Raw genomic sequence first — 19,835 nt, forward strand, 5'->3', positions numbered from 1 at the left:
TCCCCCTTCTTATTTCTGCTGGCTGCTTACTGCCGGCTGAAGATCCAGCTTCTCGCCGTTTGAGGCAATCACTTGCTTATACCAATCGAAGCTTTTCTTTTTGTATCGCTTTAAATCTCTCAGATCGCTTTCCCCTCTGTTAACGTAAATAAAGCCGTAGCGCTTTTCAAAACTGCCTCCGGAACTGATCAGGTCAGTTGAGCCCCATGTTAGGTAGCCGAATACATCAACGCCTTCTTCCATGGCAAGCTTCATCTGCTGTATGTGCTCTCTTAAATAGTCAATTCTTGCATCATCTTCAACAGTCCCGTTTTCATTCAGCTGTTCTCTTAAACCGATCCCGTTTTCCGTAATGAAAATCGGCAGCCTGTAGCGCGCATACATGTCCTTCAGGCATATCCTTAATCCAACCGGATCTATGGCCCATCCCCACTCATTTGTTTGAAGGCATGGATTGGCTGTTAACTGTTCTGCTTTTTCCGCACTTGCTGTCTGGCTCTGATAATAGCTGATACTCAAATAATCTGCTGTGTTTTCCTTCAGAAGGCCGGCGTCCCCTTCCTCCATCACAGGCATGATCCCTTTTTTCGCAAGATCGCTTTTTACATAAGAGGGATATTCCCCAAACGCGAATACATCAAAGAAAAAATCGCACAATAGCTCCTTTGCCTTCATCGCCGCAAGCACATCCCGAGGATTGGTTGTATGAGGATAAATGGTTGTATACGTGACCATTCCGGCCATTTTCCCTCCCGGAACAATTTCATGGAGAGCTTTTACCGCTTTAGCATGCGCAATGAACACGTTGTGGGCGGTCTGATATCTAAGCGCTTCTTCGCTCTCTGCTCCCTCAAGGCTGACACCCCAGAATTCAGGATTCGTCAGCACCAGATTCTGCTCATTAAACGTCAGCCAATATTTCACTTTATGCTGATAGCGCTTGAACACCGTCCTGGCATACTTTTCAAAAGAATCAACTGTTTTTCTCGAGGAGAAGCCATTGTATTTTTCAGCAAGTGCAAGCGGGAGATCAAAGTGATATAGGGTAATCACGGGCTGAATGCCGTTTGCCAGCATTTCATCGAACAGATGGTCATAAAATTGCAGCCCTTCCTCGTTTGCCTCTCCTTCCCCATCAGGGAAGATCCTTGCCCAGGAAATGCTCGTTCGGTAAGCATTGAAGCCCATTTCTTTAAACAGAGCAATGTCTTCCTTATAGCGATGATAAAAATCAACAGCCGTTTTCCAGTCAGAAGAACCTTCCTTTACAGGCCTGGCATCCACAATGGATGGCCCTTTGCCGCCTTCATTCCATGCGCCTTCTGTTTGAAAGGATGTGACAGCGCCTCCCCATAAAAATCCTTCCGGTATGATCTTTCCGCTTCCATGCTGCATTTGACTGATTCTCCTTTTTTATGAATGTATGAATAACCCGCTATTTATAAACGCTTTCATTTCTATTATACCGTTAAAACAACAAATGACTAGTCTTTTAATTTAAAAGACTAGTCATTTGTTGTGAGGTTAAAAAAACTGCCTCATTTTATATGAGACAGCATTTTACCGTTTTCTGATACACATACTCTGTTTCTTCCGCTTCTTTTGGCTTCATACAAAGCATGATCGGCTTCACTCAGAAGGTCTTCAATTGATTTTTCTCCCGTCAGGGCTGCGGCTCCAAAACTCGCAGTAATCGCAATCTTGCCTGCATTTGTACGAAGCGGGGAAGCTGCAATGCTCATGCGGATGTCTTCCGCTATACTTGCTGCTTCATCAAGCTCCCTTCCTGGGAGCGCGGCGACAAACTCTTCGCCCCCATATCTCGCAAACAAAGAAGATCCTTCGAGAATTTCTTTTGCCAGCTGCACAACATGGCCGATTGCCTCATCACCTGTTAAATGGCCGAATGTATCATTAATCGATTTAAAATGATCAATATCCATAATCATGAGGGAAAGCGGCGATCCCTCTTTTGCTGCTTCTTTTATAAGCTTTGCAAAGGTTCCGATAAAGTAAGTTCTGTTAAAGATTCCGGTCATGCCGTCTTTATAAGCAAGCTCCTCCAGCTTTTCCTTGAGCAGCGTCTCTTCAGTAATATCACTGATAATAATGGTTCTTCCAGACGGTTTGCCATTGCCTTTAAAAATGGGGGCTGACTGGACCTGATAGTAAGAATGCCTGCTGTTCCGTTCCAATTGATAGGTCACAGGCGCAGTGCCGGTTTGATTGACGCGGAAATTTTTCAGGCTAGAGCTTAACACTTCTTCGGCGTTTTCCCCAATCGCATTTTTTTCGAGGCCTGGGATCATCCGCCATGCCGCAAGATTAAAATCAATAATAACGCCTCTTAAATCCAGAATGATAACCCCGTCCCGCATGCTCTCAAAAACCTTGTCACGGGCAATCGGCGTTACAATCAGCAGACGGTTGGCCAGTATAGCCCACAATGTGAGTCCTGAAGTAAAGCACATCACAACCGGAACCGGGTCAATGCCGAACGGCACAGCGCCGAGGAGGTAAAGCAGTGATGACAGCATAGGAAGAAGGACGCTGATCAATAAAGTCAGCAGCTGCTTCCAATAAGCTGAACCCGCTCTTTTCCAGTAGGATATTAAAATCCAAGATGAAGCGATTAAACAGCCGGAGGTGTAGCTGCCGTGAATAATGTACCAGGGAGCGATCGTGAAATCGGCAATATAAAAGACTCCTGCCCGCTGCAGTTCGATTGACTGATAGAAAAAGTGCAAATGAGGATTGGTTAAAACAAACAACAGTGAAAGGATTGGAATCAATAACAAGAAAACAACATTTTTCCCTGTTACATGCCTGTCATGTCCGCAATACTGAAGCATCAGAATGAGTGTGACAGGGGCAATAAACGGCAGACCAGTATATTGAAAGGCAATCCAGGGCCAAATATCAGCCAAGGTTTTTCCGGCAAGCTCGCAGGCATGTCCAAATGCATAAATGGCTGAAAAGAAAGAAATCCAGGTATATGTTTTGCTGCCGGAAAACTGATCTTTGCTTTGATAGGCATAAAAACCAAGCAATATATTAAAAACTCCTGCAATAGATATCACGACAATATAGGTAAAGTAGTCTGTTCCCATCTTCGGCTCCGATTTACATAAAATTGCAGAAGTTTACTATATCTGCCTTCTAATTTTACCATAGAGGAGCGGAGGAAAATAGGTAAATATGCCCCTGTTTCTCAGGCACCTTCATATCCTTTCGGCCTGCTCACTGACTGAAGCGGTGCAGCAGGGAGTTTTTTCCCTGAAAGAAAGGCCCTGATTTCTTCCAATGCAGCCGCCGGACTGTCTTCATATAAATTATGGCCGGCATGCGGGAAATAAACGAGTTCTGCCCGCGGCATCTGCTTTTTATATTGCACAGCAGAACTCCAGGACAAATAGTCGCATGATCCTTTAAAAATAAGAACAGGGACACGCGGTGCAATCTCTCCCTTTATGTCAGTCTCAGCGGGAAAAGCAGCAGACTGCGGTGCCTGGTTGGCGTAAAACCCTGTTCCCTGCAGCTTTTTGCCTGTTTTGGCATTGCAATGAAGGGTTTTTTCTGTTTTCTCGTATACATTAATAAACCGGGCATCCATTTCATGATCTCCAGCAAAATTCTTTGCAGCTGCTGGGTTTACTTGGAGCAAAAGATAAGCTGCCATGACCCTAGGATGCAGCAGCTCTTGATAAAGGGCCAAGCTTTCCGCCCTGTTCAGGCGGCTTTTTAGATTGCCGCCGCTTTTGTCTTCAGCAGACAGCGGGCCTGGCGAAATCAAGACTGCTTTTTCTGCATGCTCCGGATAAGCCTTCATATAGGCCGCTGCTATCTTCCCACCATTGGAATGCCCGATCAGAATGAGCTTCTCGGCACGTATTTTTGTTCTGATTTCCTCCAGTTCGTCCACTGCTCTCTGAGTTGTATATTGGAGAGGATTATCAAGCCTCGAGGAAAGGCCTGAGCCCGCCTGATCATAGAGGTAGACATCATATCCATCTCTTGCAAGCTTTCCAAAAAAGGAGGCATCCCCTTTCATGTTTGGCGTACCAGGACCGCCATGGACAAAAAGGACAGGATATTTCCCCGGCCTTTTTGGAGGCGCAGCATGCAGATAAGCAATTGCTGTCCCATCTTTCATATGCCAAAATTTTTCGCCCTGCAGCATGGATAATTGAGGTGCTTGATCTCGCAATGGAAGAAGCAAAACCACTAGCGCCGCCGCCAAAAGCGCAATCGCTGTAATCGTCAGCTTCCACAGCAGCCTGTTTTTTCTATAAACAAGGAAAGACAAAAGAACAAAAACGGAAAGATAAAGAATACTGCCTGCTGAGACGAAAACAGCAGGGCGGGAGTCGATGGCAGCTGTTCCAAAAAATCCGGCGGCACCGATAAAAGAGGCAAGCAGCCATAACAGGAGAAAGACTAGGGCAGGACGGCGTTTCATTTACCTCTCCTCCTTATAGAAAGAATTAAAAGGAAGACTTCTTTTCTTATAGAATATAAGACATTAAGATATTTGGACAGCTTTTATGAAGGAGGCGCAGCATGAACTTCCAGTAAAGTAAAAATCGACCCGAAGGAGCTCTTCGGGTCAATTTACTTCTGTTATTTTCATTATGCCTGCTGTAAAGCTCCCTTTATCAAGCATTCCGAGGCCGTACATGCCATAAGCATACCTGTCATTCTGATGCTCCAAAATGAAAGTTCCGTCTATGGTAAGTGAGATCGTATTTCCCCTGCACGCAAGCCCCAAGAGATACTCTCTACCATGCTCCCAGTCAAATGGAACAGAGGCAAGCCTTTCCACTCCAAAGTCATTGAGCAAAATGGACACCCTTCCTTTTCCATCGAAACCGGCAAGATAGTGCCGCATAATCCCTTCTGCCCTCGCAATCAGACAGTGCGATTCTCCTGACAGAGGAGTAATGGCAGCCTTGAGCAGCAAATCTTTGCCATAATAATTTCCCGCAAAAGACGCGCAGCCTTCTAAGCTTTCAGCAAGAAGACGGCCTCTGCTCAGCCGCCAGCTTCCTTTATGATGGGAAAAAGGCGTTACAGACTGAAATTCAGTCACCTGTTTTGCAAAATCAATGCAGTAGGAGGCATTTCCGAAAACATGAAATTCATCAAGCAAAATCCTGCCGAAGGCTCTGTTTGATAAAGGAGACTCCGTTACAATCAGGAAGCCCGCTTCGTCAAGACATGCGCCTTCACTGTCAGGCACAGTAAACTCAATGGTGTTCCATATTTTCCCGACAAGGTCCATCTGCTGAAGCTGCAAGTCTTCCCCAGTATAGGTGTTTCTCACATATGGAATAACATAGACCTGCTCCCCGCTCCATTGGTCAAAATAAAGCTTGCACGATACCGTCTGCCCGCTTGAAATGGTCGGGAAAAAGACCGGCTTATATTTTTCATCGCTAAAATCAGCCCGCCTGTAGAACGGCTTATAATAAACTTTCCCGCTGTCAGATACGGTCATCCTGTCCAGAACAATTTCGAGTGCGCCTGGGGAATTCCAGCCTTTCTCATCCGTATGCTTCAGCAATAGGCGAAAGGAATTGTCCGTCCGAAAGCCATGTGTTGACCCAGGGAGGTTAAAATCAAAAAAGAGCTCGCCTTTTGCCGAAATTATTTCCCGGGGAAGTTTTATGTCCCTTCTTGTCAGACTCAGCTCTGCCAGCTCTTTCACAAAGGTCGGAATGTCGATATTGTTCAAATAACCTGATACACTCGAAGTAATAACGGTGTCATTGACAGGCTTTCTGTACTTTTCAGGAATGCCTGCAATCCCTTGAAAAACACCGGCAATGGTGCCTGTGCTGCCTGCATTGCAGTCTGTATCCCAGCCGCACATCACAGCGATTTCGACCGTTTTCGAAAAATCCCCTTTTCCGTAAAGAAGAGCAATCATGCAGACGCATGCATTCGGTATAATGTGGCACACACCAGGATACCTGTCATACCCCCAATTTTCCATCACATAGCGATGGCATGCTCTGAAGTCTTCGCTGTTCTTTTCGTAATATTCCTTTACAGACAAAACAGCTTTATAGTATAGAGAATCGGCCGGGATCACGTAAAGGCCGTCTGAAATGACCTCTTCCATACTCTCTGCTGAAAAGGCACTTGAAATGCAGGCCGCAATAAACCGAGCCCCGTATATACCGTTATGGTCATGGGAAACACTTGCCGCAATTCCGGCATACCTGGCAGCAGCGGCAGGGTCGTCAGGAAAAAGCAGGCCCCAGCAATCAGCAAAAATCTGTCCGCCAATCTGCTCTGCCAGAGCCATTCCATTCACATCGGCAGAGCCTGAAGCTGGGGGTAAAATCCCATTCGTCATATTCTTGTAGGCTGTATGCTCCGTGCTGATGCCTTCCCCGCCCCACCAAATCATCCCGATGCCTTCCCTGATATAATTCAGCCAGGCCTTTCCGGCATCCTCTGCCGTAAACTCCTTATTCCTTCCCTCATCAATCAATGCGCGAATAAAGAACACAGGACCGTTCACATCATCATCAGCTGAAAAATTTTTATAGTCCTTCACATAAGAGGCAATGCTTCCGAACACTTCCTGAATTTTTTCATACGTCCATTCTGGCGGCTCAAGCGGCGCCCCGAGCCGAATCCCTATATTCATCCCCAAAAACCCGGCATAAACCTTTTGCACATAGTCTTCTGTCAGCAACTGGGTCCCCCCCCGCTATACATTCAGATTCAGCAGCCTCTCTCTTTTTTTGCTGCTCATTAAATCATTTTTTATTATGAAAAGCGCTGTATCGCTAAAAGAATCAGCCGCTTTTACCATCTGGAGCCTGTTTGCTGATTCAAGAACACGGATATCTTCCTCTTCTGCCGCCTTCATCCCATCCATCGCACCTGCCAGAGCACCGATCATCGCTCCAATCGAGTCCGTATCTCTTCCGGAATTCACCCCGCTCCTGACGGAAGGATAGAAGCTGCCATCGTTGATCAGCAAAAAGGCGAGCGCCACAGGAAGCTCCTCGATGGAACGGAGTCTTCCGGGAGCATAGTGAGCGGAAGGAATCCCCAGCTTCTCTTCCTTTCTTGCCACATCATCCTCCATTGGAGAAAATTCCTTCACTCTGCGATGAAGGCATGCTGTGAGCTCATCCATTTCTGCGTGCTTTGCTTTTAGCGCAAAAGCTTCTTCCGCAAGTGCTTCGATGGCAAGCTTTGTTCCATCCTTAGCAAAAATCAGGGCCGTTTCCACAAGGTCTTCTGCTGTTGTCCCTGTTTCCATCGCCTTAGCTGTACAGGCAGCCATCACACCTGCTGCTTCCAATCCGTAGCTGTGCTGATGCCCCATTGCAAACAGGATCCCTTCGTCATAAGCCCCTTTCGGATTTCCCGCATTGACGATTCCAACTGGAGCCATGTACATGGCAGCACCGCAGTTCACCATATTCCCAATGCCGCCTTCCCTCGGCTCGCAGTTTGCCAAAACGTGCCTTGTATAAGCATATTTTTCAGGATAGAAAAGCCTCTCAAGCAGGACAGCCTCTCGTCCGAATTCAGGTATATATGTTTTTCGGAAGGCGATCTCTTTCATGAATTCATTTCCGAAATCATACGCATCCAAATGCCTTTTTTCTTTTTCATACACCCGCATAAGGGCAAGCATCATCAAGGTGTCATCTGTGACGATGCCGCCGCCCCGCTCCTTGCCGTTTTTCTGTTCCGGAACATCATCCTTGTACCAATGCGTATGCAGGCTTTCCACTTTGCCGAACTTTGCTTTGATTTCCCCAAAGCTCAGCTTTTCAGCAACAGCTCCAAGCGCATCCCCGTATGCTGCGCCAAGAATGGCACCCCTTACCCTTTCCTGAAAAGAAATCATAGCTAAAACCCCTCTAAATCGGTATGTCAAGCAAGTAAAGCGGGACATGCTGCTGAGCGCCGTAAACATCTCTGTCACCAGCTGATCCTGAGGAAGGCTCCCGGGCAAGCGTGATTTTCAACCCAAGTGCCTGATCATAGAAAACCAGCTGATGAATATCCTCTTCCTTTACAGAAAACAGCTCTGACAGCCTCTCTTTTGTAATCATGCCTGACTGCTTGACCATGCTGTACGTCTTTTGGCAGTCAAAAAGGATATCAAACGTGATTTCGAAAGGGCCGGCATTTTTGCTGCGGATGATTCTGGCCAGGTCATAAAGAAGCGCCATCAGAACCTCCCATAAGACTGTATTTGACAGAAAAGAGATTTTCCTCTGTTTCCATTACGTGATAGATAGAAAATTCATAAACAGGGCCAGCTTCCACATCACTCGGTGCAAACGGAAAAGCCAGGTTTCCTGCCGTTGATTTGCGGTCAGGGTAGCCGTAATGAAGAAACGTCGAGCGGACGGTAGCGAGAATGCTTGACGCCAGTTCCTGTGTGGAAGCCGTTGTTTCCATCAGCACGCCTGCTTCATGCCCGCTGAATGGCGCCTGCTCTTTCTCCCCCATCACACCGTTCTTGCCGTAATTATAAAAACGGATATTGTAGTCCTCTTCTTTGATTTCAGCGTAATACTCAGCTGTCAGCTTTTTCACCTGCTCCTCTGTTTCTTCAAGCCTGCTGAGCAGAACAGGATCCCGGATGCCAGCGATCGCAAAGCTTCGATAGGCTGTTTTTCTTGCCCCTTCAAGCTTTACCTTAAAAACAGAATCCGGCAGATACCTGCTTCCCGACACCTCTACCTCACCGTTCTCTTTTTCTTTGAAAATACAATCCTTCAAATCCAGCAGAAATCCCGGTCCTTTTAACAAATAAGGATGTTCTTTTTCATAAAAAGTGTGGGCTGCAACGCTTAGTGCTGTGCACTTTCTCTCTGGATTCAGCGGCCTGACCGAAAAGCTGTCCTCTCCAATGCTCCCCAAAATAGCATCCTTCGCACTGCCGGGCTCAGCGCAGAGAGCGCCGCATTCCAGTATTTTGCCAAGATGATAGGACAGGCCGGGATCCTTGCCGTAAAAGATGCCGACTGCAGCAAACGGTGACGGATCATAGGCTCTGCCGCAAACAATAATGTCACAGCCGCTTTTCAGTGCTTCAAGAATCGGCTCATGCCCCATTTGCGCTACAATCGGAGAAGTCTCAAGCACACCGGCCTCTGTTAATGCTGGAATGTTTTTGCTGAGAGGAGCGATTGTCCCTTCTTTGATGGCTTTCAGGACTTTTTCCTGTGGGATATCGGATGAAATAACAGCTGTTTTTGCTTCAAGATTTTCTTCCTTCAAGATCTCTTCTAAAATCTGAACGGTCCAGTCAACATGAACAGCGGCACCTGCTCCTCCGGCTGAGCCAATAATGATAGGGATTTTCCTTGGAAGCCCATAGCGCACAAGAAGCTGCAAATCCTTTTTGGCTGCTCTTTTGCTTACAATCGGCACTCCTTTGCCAAGCTTATGAGGCCCTGCATCTGTTGAGCCTGCATCAACAGCGATCGCATGAATCTTCTGCTCCATTCCTTTTAACAAGGAGCTTTCCGGAAAACCGTAGCCAAGCATGCCGCATGGAGAAAGAATATGAATTTCCTTTGTCATCTCCATCCCCTTTTCATACAAGCTCTTACTTCATATGTAAGTGAGAATGCTCCCATTTATGCTTTGAGCCATAAAAAAAGAGTGCGGCTCTGAAAAGCGCGCACTCTTGCATATGAAAAATTACCAGACAAACAGACCTACAAACATCGCACTCAGCAAAGAAACAGCCATTCCGCTGACAAGCAGCTTCCAGACATTCCGTCCGATAATCGATGATTTTTGTTCTCCAAGAATGGAGTTATAAGTGCCATAAATCATCCCGACGGTACTGAAGTTTGCAAATGATGTGAGGAACGTAACGGCAACTGCTGCCGTATGCGGAGAGAGATTGTTCAGCTGATTTTTCAAATCAAGCATCGCCACGAACTCATTCGTTGCAATCTTGATTCCCATCAGCTGTGCCACATACATAGCATCTTTCGCCGGCAGCCCAAGCAGGAAGGCAAACGGGCTGAACAATATGGAGAAAATCTTTTGTATTGTAAGACCGTGAAGGAAGAAACCAAGAATGCCGTTCAGCGCTGCGGTTAATGCTACATACCCGATCACCATCGCCATAATCACGATGACCATCCGGATACCGACAAGCATACTGTTTGAAATCGTAGAAAAGAAATCCTTCTGTTCCTCTTTAGGAGGAGTGTACACGATATCTTCTTCTTTAGGAACGTGAACAGGATGAAGGATGCTGGCAAGAAGCAGGGCATTTAAGCAGTTCAGCGGAATCGCGCTGAAAATATACTGTGCAGGCATCATGGTCAAATAGGCGCCAATGATGGATCCGCTGATGCTGCTCATGCTCATCAGGCCGAATGTCAAAAGCCTGTGGTCTCTTAAAACCAGCAGCTGCTGGCGGATGACAGCCAAGGCTTCCGTGTTGCCGAGAAACATCATTTGAATCGAGAAAAAGCTTTCCAGCTTAGGCAATCCGGAAATTTTAGAAATCACCCAGCCTACTTTATCAATAATCCATGGCAAAATTTTAAAATAATTAAGAATATCGAAAAACGTGACAATAAAAATAATAGGCAGTAGGGCACTAAAAAAGAAATCAATATTTTTGTTTGCCATAACTGAAGGGAAAACAAAGGCAATTCCTTCATTCGCACAAGAAATCAGCCATGAAAAAAATGACGCAAACACATTAATCACACTTGAACCGATTTTAGTTCCGAGTATAAACCATGTAATCAGCAGCTCCACAACCACCAATATGCCGATGGATCTCCACCTTACCTTCGGTTTATCAGGAGAACAGAGGTATACAATTCCTAAGACGACGAGGATTCCAGCCAGATTGAGTAAAAAGAACACTTGAGCAGCTCCCTTTTTGGTGTTGATACACCTTTTATTTCCAACAGAAAAAGCCCTTATTTTATTCTCTTTTCGCCGCAGGCCAAAGAAGCATGAATAAATAAGAGCTCGCCCATTAATGGGTGCCAAGTCATACTTCCTTGTAGTCCGGCACTTGCGGCTGCCAGGTAGAAACTATCAGACCATTTTCACTGATATTATACAAGGATACTAATTTGTGGATAGTAAGGTTTATTTTAATGTATTGCTGCGTCTCTGACAATCCTAAAAAATTGGGAAAATACTCTAAAAAAATAATACCCGGTTTCCGCTGACGGAAACCGGGTATTATTTATCACGCCTGATCGCCTACAGGCTTAAGCTCTGAAGCTTCCTGCTCCTGCTGCATTTGAGATTTATCCTTTTTAGAAAGCTGGATCGGCTTTAACAGGAATGTACATAACGCACCGGCCACAATGAAGATTAACCCGATAAAAAAGACGCTGTGAAGAGAATTCATTAAAGAAGTCTTCAAAATCGGCACCATTTTATCAAGAAGCTCAGGAGGCAATTTCTTCAGCGCATCCGGACTGAACAGCATTTGGAACAGCCCCTCAGGATTACTGTCAATCATCTTTTTAAAGCTTGTAACCAATGTTCCTGCTTGTGCAGGCAATGAATTAAGAAACGGAACAAATTTATCTGTTAAAAGCGAACCTGCTCTGTTGTTCATTACCGTCCCAAGAATTGTAATTCCGAACGTACCCCCGATGGAACGGAAGAACTGGCTTGAGCTCGTCACAACACCCAGTTCTTTTTTCGAAAAGCTTTCCTGCAGAGCTAGTGTCAGAATCGGCATCACAAGTCCCATGCCAATACCAATTACAGCCATGTAAGATGTAGCCACGAGCCCGCTTGTATCCATGCTGAGTGTTGTCAGCAGCAAAAACCCGCCTGCCATCACAAGCATTCCGGCAATAATCTGCGTTTTCATCCCGATTTTATAAACAATCTGTCCGCCAATAATACTGGACACGATCATAGCGATCATCATCGGTGTCATAATCGTACCTGATTCTGTCGCACTCACCCCGACAATTCCCTGCATAAAGAAAGGAACAAACGTAATGGCACCAAACATTCCGATGCTCATAAAAAAGCCGATTAAATTCAAAGACGTAAACGTTCTGTTCTTAAACAAATACATGGGAAGAATCGGTTCTTTCGCTTTTGTTTCCACAAAACCGAAGCTCACAAGCCCGATTACAGCAAGAGCAAACAAGCCGATAATCTGCCATGAAGTCCACGCGTAATCCTTGCCGCCAAAGCTTAGTGCCAAGAGCAAACTTACAACCCCGACAATCATTGTCAGCATGCCGGCAATATCGAAATTGATTTTTCCAGTCTGTTTGCGGCCCTGAAGCCCCAATGCAATGAATACAGTTGCAATAATTCCTACAGGAAGATTAATGTAGAAAACCCATTTCCAGTTCAGCGCATCAACAATCCAGCCGCCAATCTGAGGTCCGATCACAGAAGCAAGACCATAAATGCCTCCGAAAACCCCCTGGAATTTCGCACGCTCTTTTCCAGTAAACAAGTCACCGATAACAATCATCGCCATCGGCATCATAATACCGCCGCCGATTCCCTGAACACCGCGGTAAATAATCAATTCCGTCATATTATCAGCAAGTCCGCAAAGCACGGAACCCGCCATAAAAATGACAAGTCCTGTTACATAAATAGCTCTCCGGCCAAGCAAATCAGCCAGTTTACCAGCAATCGGCACAACCGTTGTGGACGTTAATAAATAAGCTGTCGTCAGCCACGTCATCATGCTCAAACCGCCAAGATCCCCAACAATTCTCGGCATCGCCGTTCCTACAATCGTCCCATCAAGCGCCGAGAAAAACATCGCAATAATCAAGCCGATCAGCAGCAGCGTTCTACTTTTTTGATTTTCTATACTCGCTGTCATTCTTATTCTCCTTTAGCGGCAATTCTCCGCTGTTTCTTTTCCCGCCGGCGCAACAGATGCCAGCTTTTCCGCAATCCCTGCAAAACTCTCTAACTCTTCATCTGAAAGGCACGTTAAATACCTCTCCATGATTGCCTTCCGGCCGTCCATCACAGACCGCAGCTTATCCTCACCGCAATCCGTCAGGGAAATGTTCACAACCCTGCGATCCTTCGTATCATGCTCCCGCTGAACAAACCCATTCTGCTCGAGCCGGTCCACCATAAATGTCACAGCACTCGGCTTCACTTCCATCAAATCCACAAGCTGCGAAACCTTGCACTTGCCGCTTTTCTTAATAAACCCTAACACCATCAGCTGCGTAGGCGTCACACCCTGCTGCTGAAAATTTTCCAGCATCTCAGGCTGAATGTTATGCAAAGCCGTATGAAGTCCCGCCTGTATCCGATCAATGGATTGTTTCTTAGCACTCATTTGATGTCCACCTTATTTCTTCCCCTTTAAATATTAAAAGTTATAATAATTTTCATTTATAATATTTAATCCTAATTAAATATATATCCGATTTAATTAAATGTCAATATAAAGAAATTGATTTTTTTTGGGGGGGTTGTTGCTGGAAGTTGGGTCATTTCGGACCTGTCCCCATCCTAAAGGGGTGCCTGTCCCCCAGTGCACTAACAAACTAAAGACCTGGCACTGCTAGTCAAATGACCTGGGGCAGTAAGGTTTTCAAGAACATGTCTATGTCGCCTGCTGCGGTAAAGCAAGCGGGGACAGGTTATCACTAACATGCTCCTGTCCCCCAGCTCTGTAACGTATGAAAGGCCTGTCCCCCTAAAGGCTAAATGCCTGTCTATTAGGTTATAAAAGGATGTCCCACTGTCCCCCGCTGCGTTAACGGAACAAGGGCCAGGTCCCTGCTAATAGAGGGGTCAGAGACTTTTCACCGCGCCCAACACTTTTCCCAAATAAAAAGCAGCGGCTCCTAAAAGCCGCTGCTGCCCTCTCATCCCAGCTGTGCCCCGCCATCGTTCAGCAGGACCGTTCCGGTTGTAAATTCATTTTTTGCCAGGTACACATAGGAAGAAGCAATGTCCTCCGGCTGGGCCACTCTGCCTGCAGGGAGAGCTTTCCCCATTTGCTTCGAACATGCCTTTTCTCTCCTGTTCAGGCATTCCATTATACAGCGGTGTGTCCACTATGCCCGGGGACACGACATTGACGCGGATTGGCGCAAGGTCTTTTGCCAGTCCTCTCATCCGCCCTTCTACTGCGGAGTTGATGCTGGCGAGGGTTGATGCGCCTTCAGGCGGTCTTATGCCGTATACGCCTGAAGTCAGCGTGATGGAGCTTTTTTTATTTAAGTATGGAAGCGCTGAGAGCACTGTGATGTACTACCCCCAATATTTGCTGTCGAATGCTTCCTTTACGTCTTCGATTTTCAGTTCGCTGAAATGGCCCATTGTGCCCTCACCAGCTGTAACAACAAGGTGGTCGATTGCCCCGATTTCCTCAAAAACCGCTTTTGTTTTTTCTTCGCTGCGGAAGTCGATTTCAAATGTTTTTACAGTTTCTCCAAGTGTGCGCTTCGCTTCCTGCAGCTTTGACTGCGATCGGCTCGCGATGATGACTTCTGCGGATTCTATTAAAAATGCCTGCGCTGCTGAAAGTCCTATGCCTGATGTGCCTCCGATAATGACGGCTTTTTTCCCTTCAAGTGCTCCCATTTTTTCTTCCTCCTTTTATCTTTCTATACGAATAATCTATACCCATCCTGCTTTGTTCTTAGGCCTTTTCCTTGTTTCATTAATTTCCAGAAGCTTGATTTCTCAATTGTTGAATGGTTTGTGTTACAATGCAAATAATCATAAAATTCTCAAAATAGATAGGAAGAAGGTGATTCTATGACATCGATCCCACAAATTATTAAAGAAGAAGATAACAGTTCTCCGCTTCGCCGCGACGTAAAAATGCTAGGAAATTTGCTGGGGCAGATTCTTGTTCAGCAGGGCGGACAGTCTTTGCTTGATACGGTGGAAAAAATCCGGGAAACTACTAAATCTCTTAGAAACACTTCAGAAAAGACTTATTATGATGAATTAAAAAACGAAATTGCTCAGCTCAAGCAGCCGATGAGGCAGCAGGTAATTAGGGCCTTTGCGGTTTATTTTCACCTTGTGAACATTGCCGAGCAAAATCATAGAGTCAGAAGGCGCCGCCAGTATCAGCTTGAAGGCGGACCGGCACAGCCAGGCTCTCTTGAACATGTGGCAGGAGTGCTGAAACAACGGAACTTTTCACCTGACTTAATCAGAAATACACTGGAAAGTCTTTCAATGGAATTGATCATCACCGCTCACCCTACAGAGGCAACAAGAAGAAGCGTTTTGGAAATACATAAGCGGCTTGCCCTGCTTCTTGACCAGCTGGATCAGCAGGTGCTAAGCACGCGCGAGCGAAATGAGCTTCATAGCGAACTTTTTAATGAAGTAACCGTTTTATGGCAGACAGAAGAGCTGCGCGACAGAAAGCCTACTGTGATGGATGAAGTGGCAAACGGCCTCTATTATTTTGATGAAACGCTTTTTGAGGTGCTTCCGAGAATTCATGAGGATCTTGAAGGAAGCCTTAGAGAGGCTTATCCAGATGAAGATTGGGAGGTTCCGAACTTTCTCCGTTTTGGATCGTGGATTGGCGGCGACCGTGATGGCAATCCGAATGTAACCGCTGATATCACGTGGCAAACGCTGAAAAAACATCGCCAGCTCGCATTGAAAAAATACGGCCAGTCTCTTATAACCGTTAAACGCCAGCTCAGCCAGTCCTCTCATCAGGTTCGTATGGATGAAGAGCTGCTCGACTCTCTTAGAGAAGAAAGCATTCTAGAAGATCACGAGATTTGGGCGGTTGAGCATGAAGCCTACAGGCGCAAGATTTCCATTATGGCTAAAAAATTGCAGCTTGCCGGTCAGTCCGATCATGGCTATCAAAGCTCCGAAGAATTTTTAGCAGACTTAAAGCTCATTAAAAGAAGCCTTGAACTGCACTATCCAAAGGGCTTTAAGCAGAAAAATCTTGATCATTTGATCCGTCAGACAGAGCTGTTCGGCTTTCACCTTGCTTCGCTTGATGTCCGTAACCACAGCGGCGAGCATGAAGCAGCCATTGCGGAGATTCTTTCTGCTGTAAATCTCGCAGAGGATTATGCCTCTTTGAGCGAAGAAGAAAAGCTAACCCTGCTTGAAAAAGTATTGCAGGATCCGCGGCCGCTTATTTCGCCTACGGAAACCTATACAAAAGAAACAAATGAGATTGTCAATGTGTTCCACATGATCAAAAAAGCGCACGAGGAATTTGGCGAGCGCGCGATTCAGGTTTACCTTATTAGCATGACAGAGTCAGCAAGCGATTTGCTTGAAGTGCTGGTGCTTGCCAAAGAAGCAGGTATTTATAAAGTCGCAAAAGACGGCAGCATTGAGAGCAAGCTAAACGTGGCTCCGCTTCTTGAGACGATCGATGATCTGACAGCAGGACCGAAAATCATGGAAAAGCTCTTTAAAATGGATTTTTATCAAAAGCATTTGTCGAAGCTGAACCGTGTTCAGGAAGTGATGCTCGGTTACTCTGACGGCTCCAAGGACGGCGGCACGCTTACAGCCAACTGGAAGCTGTACAAAGCACAGCAGGAAATTCACTCCATGGCAAAAGAATATGACGTCAGACTGAAATTTTTCCATGGCAGAGGCGGCTCTCTTGGCCGCGGAGGCGGTCCGCTGCACCGGAGCATTCTCTCCCAGCCTCCTGAAACGCTTGGTGACGGCTTTAAAATTACTGAGCAGGGAGAAATTTTATCCTCCCGCTACCTTGTGTATGATATCGCCTATCGCAGCCTTGAGCAGGCTGCATCAACACTGCTCATCTCTGCTGCAGAAGCGGCAAGCGGCCAAGCTCATGAAAGCGGGCAAAACAAAGAATGGGAAGAAATTATGGACAGCATTTCAGCTGATTCTCTGCGGAAATATCAGCAGCTCGTCTTTGGCGACAAGGACTTCCTGACTTACTTTAACCAGGCGACACCATTGCCTGAGCTCGGCTCTCTCAACATCGGCTCGCGGCCGATGAGCCGAAAAGGCAGCGCCAAATTCGAAGACCTGCGCGCCATCCCATGGGTCTTCGCATGGACGCAAAGCCGCCAGCTCATCCCAGCCTGGTACGCAGCAGGCACAGGACTTGCCGCTTTTGCTAAAAATGAAGAAAATCTCGCCATTCTGCAGGAAATGTATGAAAAATGGTCCTTCTTCAGATCCACCATCGATAATCTGCAGATGGCCCTAATGAAGGCAGACTTAACTGCAGCAAAAGAATATACAGCCATTGTAGATGACCAAACCATCGCAACCAGGATTTTCTCAACGATTGAAGAAGAGTACAACACAACAAAACAAGTCATTTTAAGCATGACGAAAATGGAAAACCTGATGGACAATATTCCAAACATCAAGGATTCCATCCGTCTCAGAAACCCGTACGTCGATCCGCTCAGCTTCCTGCAGGTAGAAGTGATTAGAAAGCTGCGGAAAGAAGAGGATGCTTCCCTTAAGGATGATCTGCTGAGAGAAGTTCTGCTCACGATTAACGGAATTGCGGCAGGGCTGCGGAATACAGGCTGATTTATGGGTTTGGGGTCTCTGTCCCCCCAATCAAGGGGTGACCTGTCCCCTGCTGCACTGCAGGAATAAAGGCCTGGCACAAGAGGCAAAATCCTTTGTCCTCCTTGGTGTCGAATCATTGTATCGCTGTCCCCTTACGCTTTAACGTATTGAGGGCCAGGTACCGCACAATTGGTACCTGGCCCTTTTTTCATTAGTGCACGAAAGACCTGTCCCTTGTTCTGAATTCCTTGTAAATAAAGGGTTACGAGCAGTATGCACCTGTCCCGTATTCCTTTAACGCAGTGAGGGCCAGGTCCCCTTATGCAAACGGGGACAGGCACTCCACCCCACCTGCCAACTAGTCAATTAGCCCGTTGTCAATTTTCGAACAATTTATTATAATTACTTTACCGAACATTAGTTCGATAAAAGAGATCAGCTGTTCTGGATGGAGGAAAAAAATCTTACTCTATTTCAAGGAGGATCCTATTCATGGCTAGATTGGCAGAGTGGCGGAATGTTCAGGAAGAGCTTCGGGAAAAGCAGCAGCAGGAGGCAATGAAGCGCTTTGAGAAACGGTCAAAGGAAAGGAACAAAATGGCGGCACAGCTGGAGACGAAAAATCCGTTTGAGGTTGATTCGCCTGACAGGGCTGCGTTTCGCGCCTCTCTTATTCATCCGAGGGACGGGTTTGCGCTTGAGAGGATCATTAATAGGGATGATTTGTTTCCAATCAGTTATTTGGAAGCCGGTTTGCGGGCAGGCAAGTCAGTGTGCCGGATTGAAGTCCGTGACAATATCGGCCGCATACTCGGTTATGGGACAGGTTTCTTAGTTTCGCCTTCTCTTCTTTTGACAAATAATCATGTGCTGAATGATGCGGCAGCTGCAGAGTTCAGTCTTGCGCAATTTAACTATGAACTTGATCTTGAGCTGAAAGAGAAGAAAATAGAGAACTTCCGCATTGATCCAAAGCGGTTTTTCCTGACAGATGAGAAGCTGGATTATACGCTGGTCGCAATTGAGGAGACTTCCTCTAATGGGACTCCTGTTTCCCATTTCGGCTATTTGCCGCTGTATGCAAAATCAGGGAAAGCGCTTGTCGGCGAATGTGCTTCCATTATTCAGCATCCATCAGGGGCACCGAAATCTGTAGCGCTCAGGGATAATCAAATTACGGATGTGTTCGATGATTTTATCCATTATTCCTCTGATACAAAAGAAGGCTCATCAGGGTCGCCTGTGATGAATGATGAGTGGAATGTGATCGCACTGCATCATTCAGGGGTACCTGATCCTGATGACAGTTCAAAGTTCATTGCCAATGAGGGTGTAAGGATCAGCAGCCTTGTAAAAGCCTTATCTGCAGCACATGGGAACTTGCCGGAGGAAATGAAAAAGCTAGCTGATTTTCTACTAAAGGATATGGAGCCTGAAGCAGAAAAGGCTAAGGAAGAGATTCTGGTTACAGAGGTTCTGAACAAAGATCATTACAAGGATGCGAAGGGATATGATCCGGATTTTCTCGGGAAAAAGAACGCTGTTCCCCATCCCGATTTTAAAGCTGATTTAGAGAGTGATATTACCCCTGTGGAAGGCGGAGGCAAGGTTCTTGATTATACTCATTTCTCCATTGTCATGAGCAAGTCCCGCCGCATTGCCTTTTATACAGCGGTGAACATTGATGGCAGCAAGATCAAAGATGTTCCCAGAAAAGGGGATAAGTGGTATTTCGATCCAAGGATTGACCAAAGTCTTCAGTGCGGGCCTGAGCTGTATAAAAACAATCCGCTTGACCGGGGGCATCTTGTGCGCCGGAGAGATCCTGACTGGGGGCCTGAGGCAGAGAAAGCGAATCAGGATACCTTCCATTTTACGAACTGCTCTCCGCAGCACAGCAATCTAAATCAAAAAACATGGCTTGAACTTGAGGACTATCTTTTATCGAATGCGGAAAATGAAAAAATGAAGGCTACTGTTTTTACAGGTCCTGTTTTCCGGGAGGATGACCTGGTTTACCGCGGAGTGAAGATTCCCGCAGAATTTTGGAAGGTCGCGGTTATGGTGAAAAGCGACGGCAGTTTGTCGGCTACCGCCTACCTTCAGTCACAGAAAAACCTGATCGGCAATTTGGAATTTGCCTATGGTCCCTATAAAACCTATCAAATTCCTGTCGCAAAGGTAGAAACGCTGACTGGACTGAATTTTAAAGATCTTAAGAAATATGATCCGATCGGCAATATTGAAGCTTCCGCCGGTTATGAAATCCAGGGCTCTGCTGATATCAAGCTTTAATAGAAAAAGGAGCTGTCCATTCTGGATCAGCTCCTTTTTTC

At 46.2% G+C, this 19,835-nt stretch carries 13 protein-coding genes, 1 pseudogene and 1 riboswitch; of the genes and pseudogenes, 2 read left to right on the forward strand and 12 right to left on the reverse strand.

Features of this window, described 5'->3' with window-relative positions; all coding sequences use genetic code 11:
• Positions 1-9: 9 nt before the first annotated feature.
• The 12 genes and pseudogenes from LRR81_RS15500 to LRR81_RS15555 all read right to left on the reverse strand — a co-directional run bounded on the left by LRR81_RS15500 (position 10) and on the right by LRR81_RS15555 (position 14,574).
• Positions 10-1,395 carry a glycoside hydrolase family 1 protein gene (locus tag LRR81_RS15500; RefSeq protein WP_231790297.1) on the reverse strand — a complete coding sequence of 462 codons (1,386 nt, stop codon included), beginning with the start codon at positions 1,393-1,395 and terminating at the stop codon, positions 10-12.
• 143 nt (positions 1,396-1,538) lie between these two features.
• Positions 1,539-3,110, reverse strand: coding sequence for a histidine kinase N-terminal 7TM domain-containing diguanylate cyclase (locus LRR81_RS15505; RefSeq protein WP_231790298.1), 1,572 nt, complete (start codon positions 3,108-3,110; stop codon positions 1,539-1,541).
• Between the two features lie 101 nt (positions 3,111-3,211).
• Complete coding sequence (locus tag LRR81_RS15510; RefSeq protein WP_231790299.1) at positions 3,212-4,459, reverse strand: alpha/beta fold hydrolase; 1,248 nt, start codon at positions 4,457-4,459, stop codon at positions 3,212-3,214.
• 147 nt (positions 4,460-4,606) lie between these two features.
• Positions 4,607-6,706, reverse strand: a complete 2,100-nt coding sequence (locus tag LRR81_RS15515) for an ADP-ribosylglycohydrolase family protein (RefSeq protein ID WP_231790300.1) — start codon at positions 6,704-6,706, stop codon at positions 4,607-4,609.
• Positions 6,707-6,721: 15 nt separating this feature from the next.
• Positions 6,722-7,879, reverse strand: a complete 1,158-nt coding sequence (locus LRR81_RS15520) for an ADP-ribosylglycohydrolase family protein (RefSeq protein ID WP_231790301.1) — start codon at positions 7,877-7,879, stop codon at positions 6,722-6,724.
• Positions 7,880-7,892: 13 nt separating this feature from the next.
• Complete coding sequence (locus tag LRR81_RS15525; protein ID WP_231790302.1) at positions 7,893-8,207, reverse strand: DUF4387 domain-containing protein; 315 nt, start codon at positions 8,205-8,207, stop codon at positions 7,893-7,895.
• On the reverse strand, positions 8,191-9,570 hold the full coding sequence (locus LRR81_RS15530; protein WP_231790303.1) for an acyclic terpene utilization AtuA family protein: 1,380 nt from the start codon (positions 9,568-9,570) through the stop codon (positions 8,191-8,193). Before LRR81_RS15530 ends, LRR81_RS15525 begins: the two co-directional genes overlap by 17 nt.
• A gap of 120 nt (positions 9,571-9,690) precedes the next feature.
• Positions 9,691-10,884, reverse strand: a complete 1,194-nt coding sequence (locus tag LRR81_RS15535; RefSeq protein ID WP_231790304.1) for a nucleoside transporter C-terminal domain-containing protein — start codon at positions 10,882-10,884, stop codon at positions 9,691-9,693.
• Positions 10,885-11,007: 123 nt separating this feature from the next.
• Positions 11,008-11,109: riboswitch (purine riboswitch) on the reverse strand.
• Between the two features lie 109 nt (positions 11,110-11,218).
• The gene (locus LRR81_RS15540; RefSeq protein WP_231790305.1) at positions 11,219-12,844 is read right to left on the reverse strand and encodes an MDR family MFS transporter; all 1,626 of its coding nucleotides are present in this window, start codon (positions 12,842-12,844) and stop codon (positions 11,219-11,221) included.
• A 12-nt stretch (positions 12,845-12,856) separates the two neighbouring features.
• Positions 12,857-13,318: a MarR family winged helix-turn-helix transcriptional regulator gene (locus LRR81_RS15545; RefSeq protein ID WP_231790306.1), complete on the reverse strand. Its 462-nt coding sequence runs from the start codon at positions 13,316-13,318 to the stop codon at positions 12,857-12,859.
• A 535-nt stretch (positions 13,319-13,853) separates the two neighbouring features.
• On the reverse strand, positions 13,854-13,925 hold the full coding sequence (locus tag LRR81_RS21440) for a hypothetical protein (protein ID WP_408631616.1): 72 nt from the start codon (positions 13,923-13,925) through the stop codon (positions 13,854-13,856).
• Positions 13,906-14,574: pseudogene (locus LRR81_RS15555) on the reverse strand (SDR family NAD(P)-dependent oxidoreductase). The gene LRR81_RS21440 and the pseudogene LRR81_RS15555 overlap by 20 nt, the downstream one beginning before the upstream one ends.
• A gap of 177 nt (positions 14,575-14,751) precedes the next feature.
• On the opposite strand from LRR81_RS15555, the gene ppc reads away from it, so the two are divergent.
• Positions 14,752-17,517, forward strand: a complete 2,766-nt coding sequence (ppc, locus tag LRR81_RS15560) for a phosphoenolpyruvate carboxylase (RefSeq protein WP_231790308.1) — start codon at positions 14,752-14,754, stop codon at positions 17,515-17,517.
• A 474-nt stretch (positions 17,518-17,991) separates the two neighbouring features.
• The gene (locus tag LRR81_RS15565) at positions 17,992-19,794 is read left to right on the forward strand and encodes a DNA/RNA non-specific endonuclease (RefSeq protein WP_231790309.1); all 1,803 of its coding nucleotides are present in this window, start codon (positions 17,992-17,994) and stop codon (positions 19,792-19,794) included.
• Positions 19,795-19,835: the final 41 nt, after the last annotated feature.

Source organism: Metabacillus kandeliae, from assembly GCF_021166585.1.
Classification (GTDB): Bacteria; Bacillota; Bacilli; order Bacillales; family Bacillaceae; genus Metabacillus_B; species Metabacillus_B kandeliae.

Bases quoted from the DNA above. Each gene is read 5' to 3' on its own strand.
- LRR81_RS15500 (WP_231790297.1), bottom strand. From the start codon at position 1,395: ATGCAGCATGGAAGCGGAAAGATCATACCGGAAGGATTTTTATGGGGA.
- LRR81_RS15545 (WP_231790306.1), bottom strand. From the start codon at position 13,318: ATGAGTGCTAAGAAACAATCCATTGATCGGATACAGGCGGGACTTCAT.
- LRR81_RS15520 (WP_231790301.1), bottom strand. From the start codon at position 7,879: ATGATTTCTTTTCAGGAAAGGGTAAGGGGTGCCATTCTTGGCGCAGCA.
- LRR81_RS15505 (WP_231790298.1), bottom strand. From the start codon at position 3,110: ATGGGAACAGACTACTTTACCTATATTGTCGTGATATCTATTGCAGGA.
- LRR81_RS15525 (WP_231790302.1), bottom strand. From the start codon at position 8,207: ATGGCGCTTCTTTATGACCTGGCCAGAATCATCCGCAGCAAAAATGCC.
- LRR81_RS15510 (WP_231790299.1), bottom strand. From the start codon at position 4,459: ATGAAACGCCGTCCTGCCCTAGTCTTTCTCCTGTTATGGCTGCTTGCC.
- ppc (WP_231790308.1), top strand. From the start codon at position 14,752: ATGACATCGATCCCACAAATTATTAAAGAAGAAGATAACAGTTCTCCG.
- LRR81_RS15530 (WP_231790303.1), bottom strand. From the start codon at position 9,570: ATGACAAAGGAAATTCATATTCTTTCTCCATGCGGCATGCTTGGCTAC.
- LRR81_RS15540 (WP_231790305.1), bottom strand. From the start codon at position 12,844: ATGACAGCGAGTATAGAAAATCAAAAAAGTAGAACGCTGCTGCTGATC.
- LRR81_RS15565 (WP_231790309.1), top strand. From the start codon at position 17,992: ATGGCTAGATTGGCAGAGTGGCGGAATGTTCAGGAAGAGCTTCGGGAA.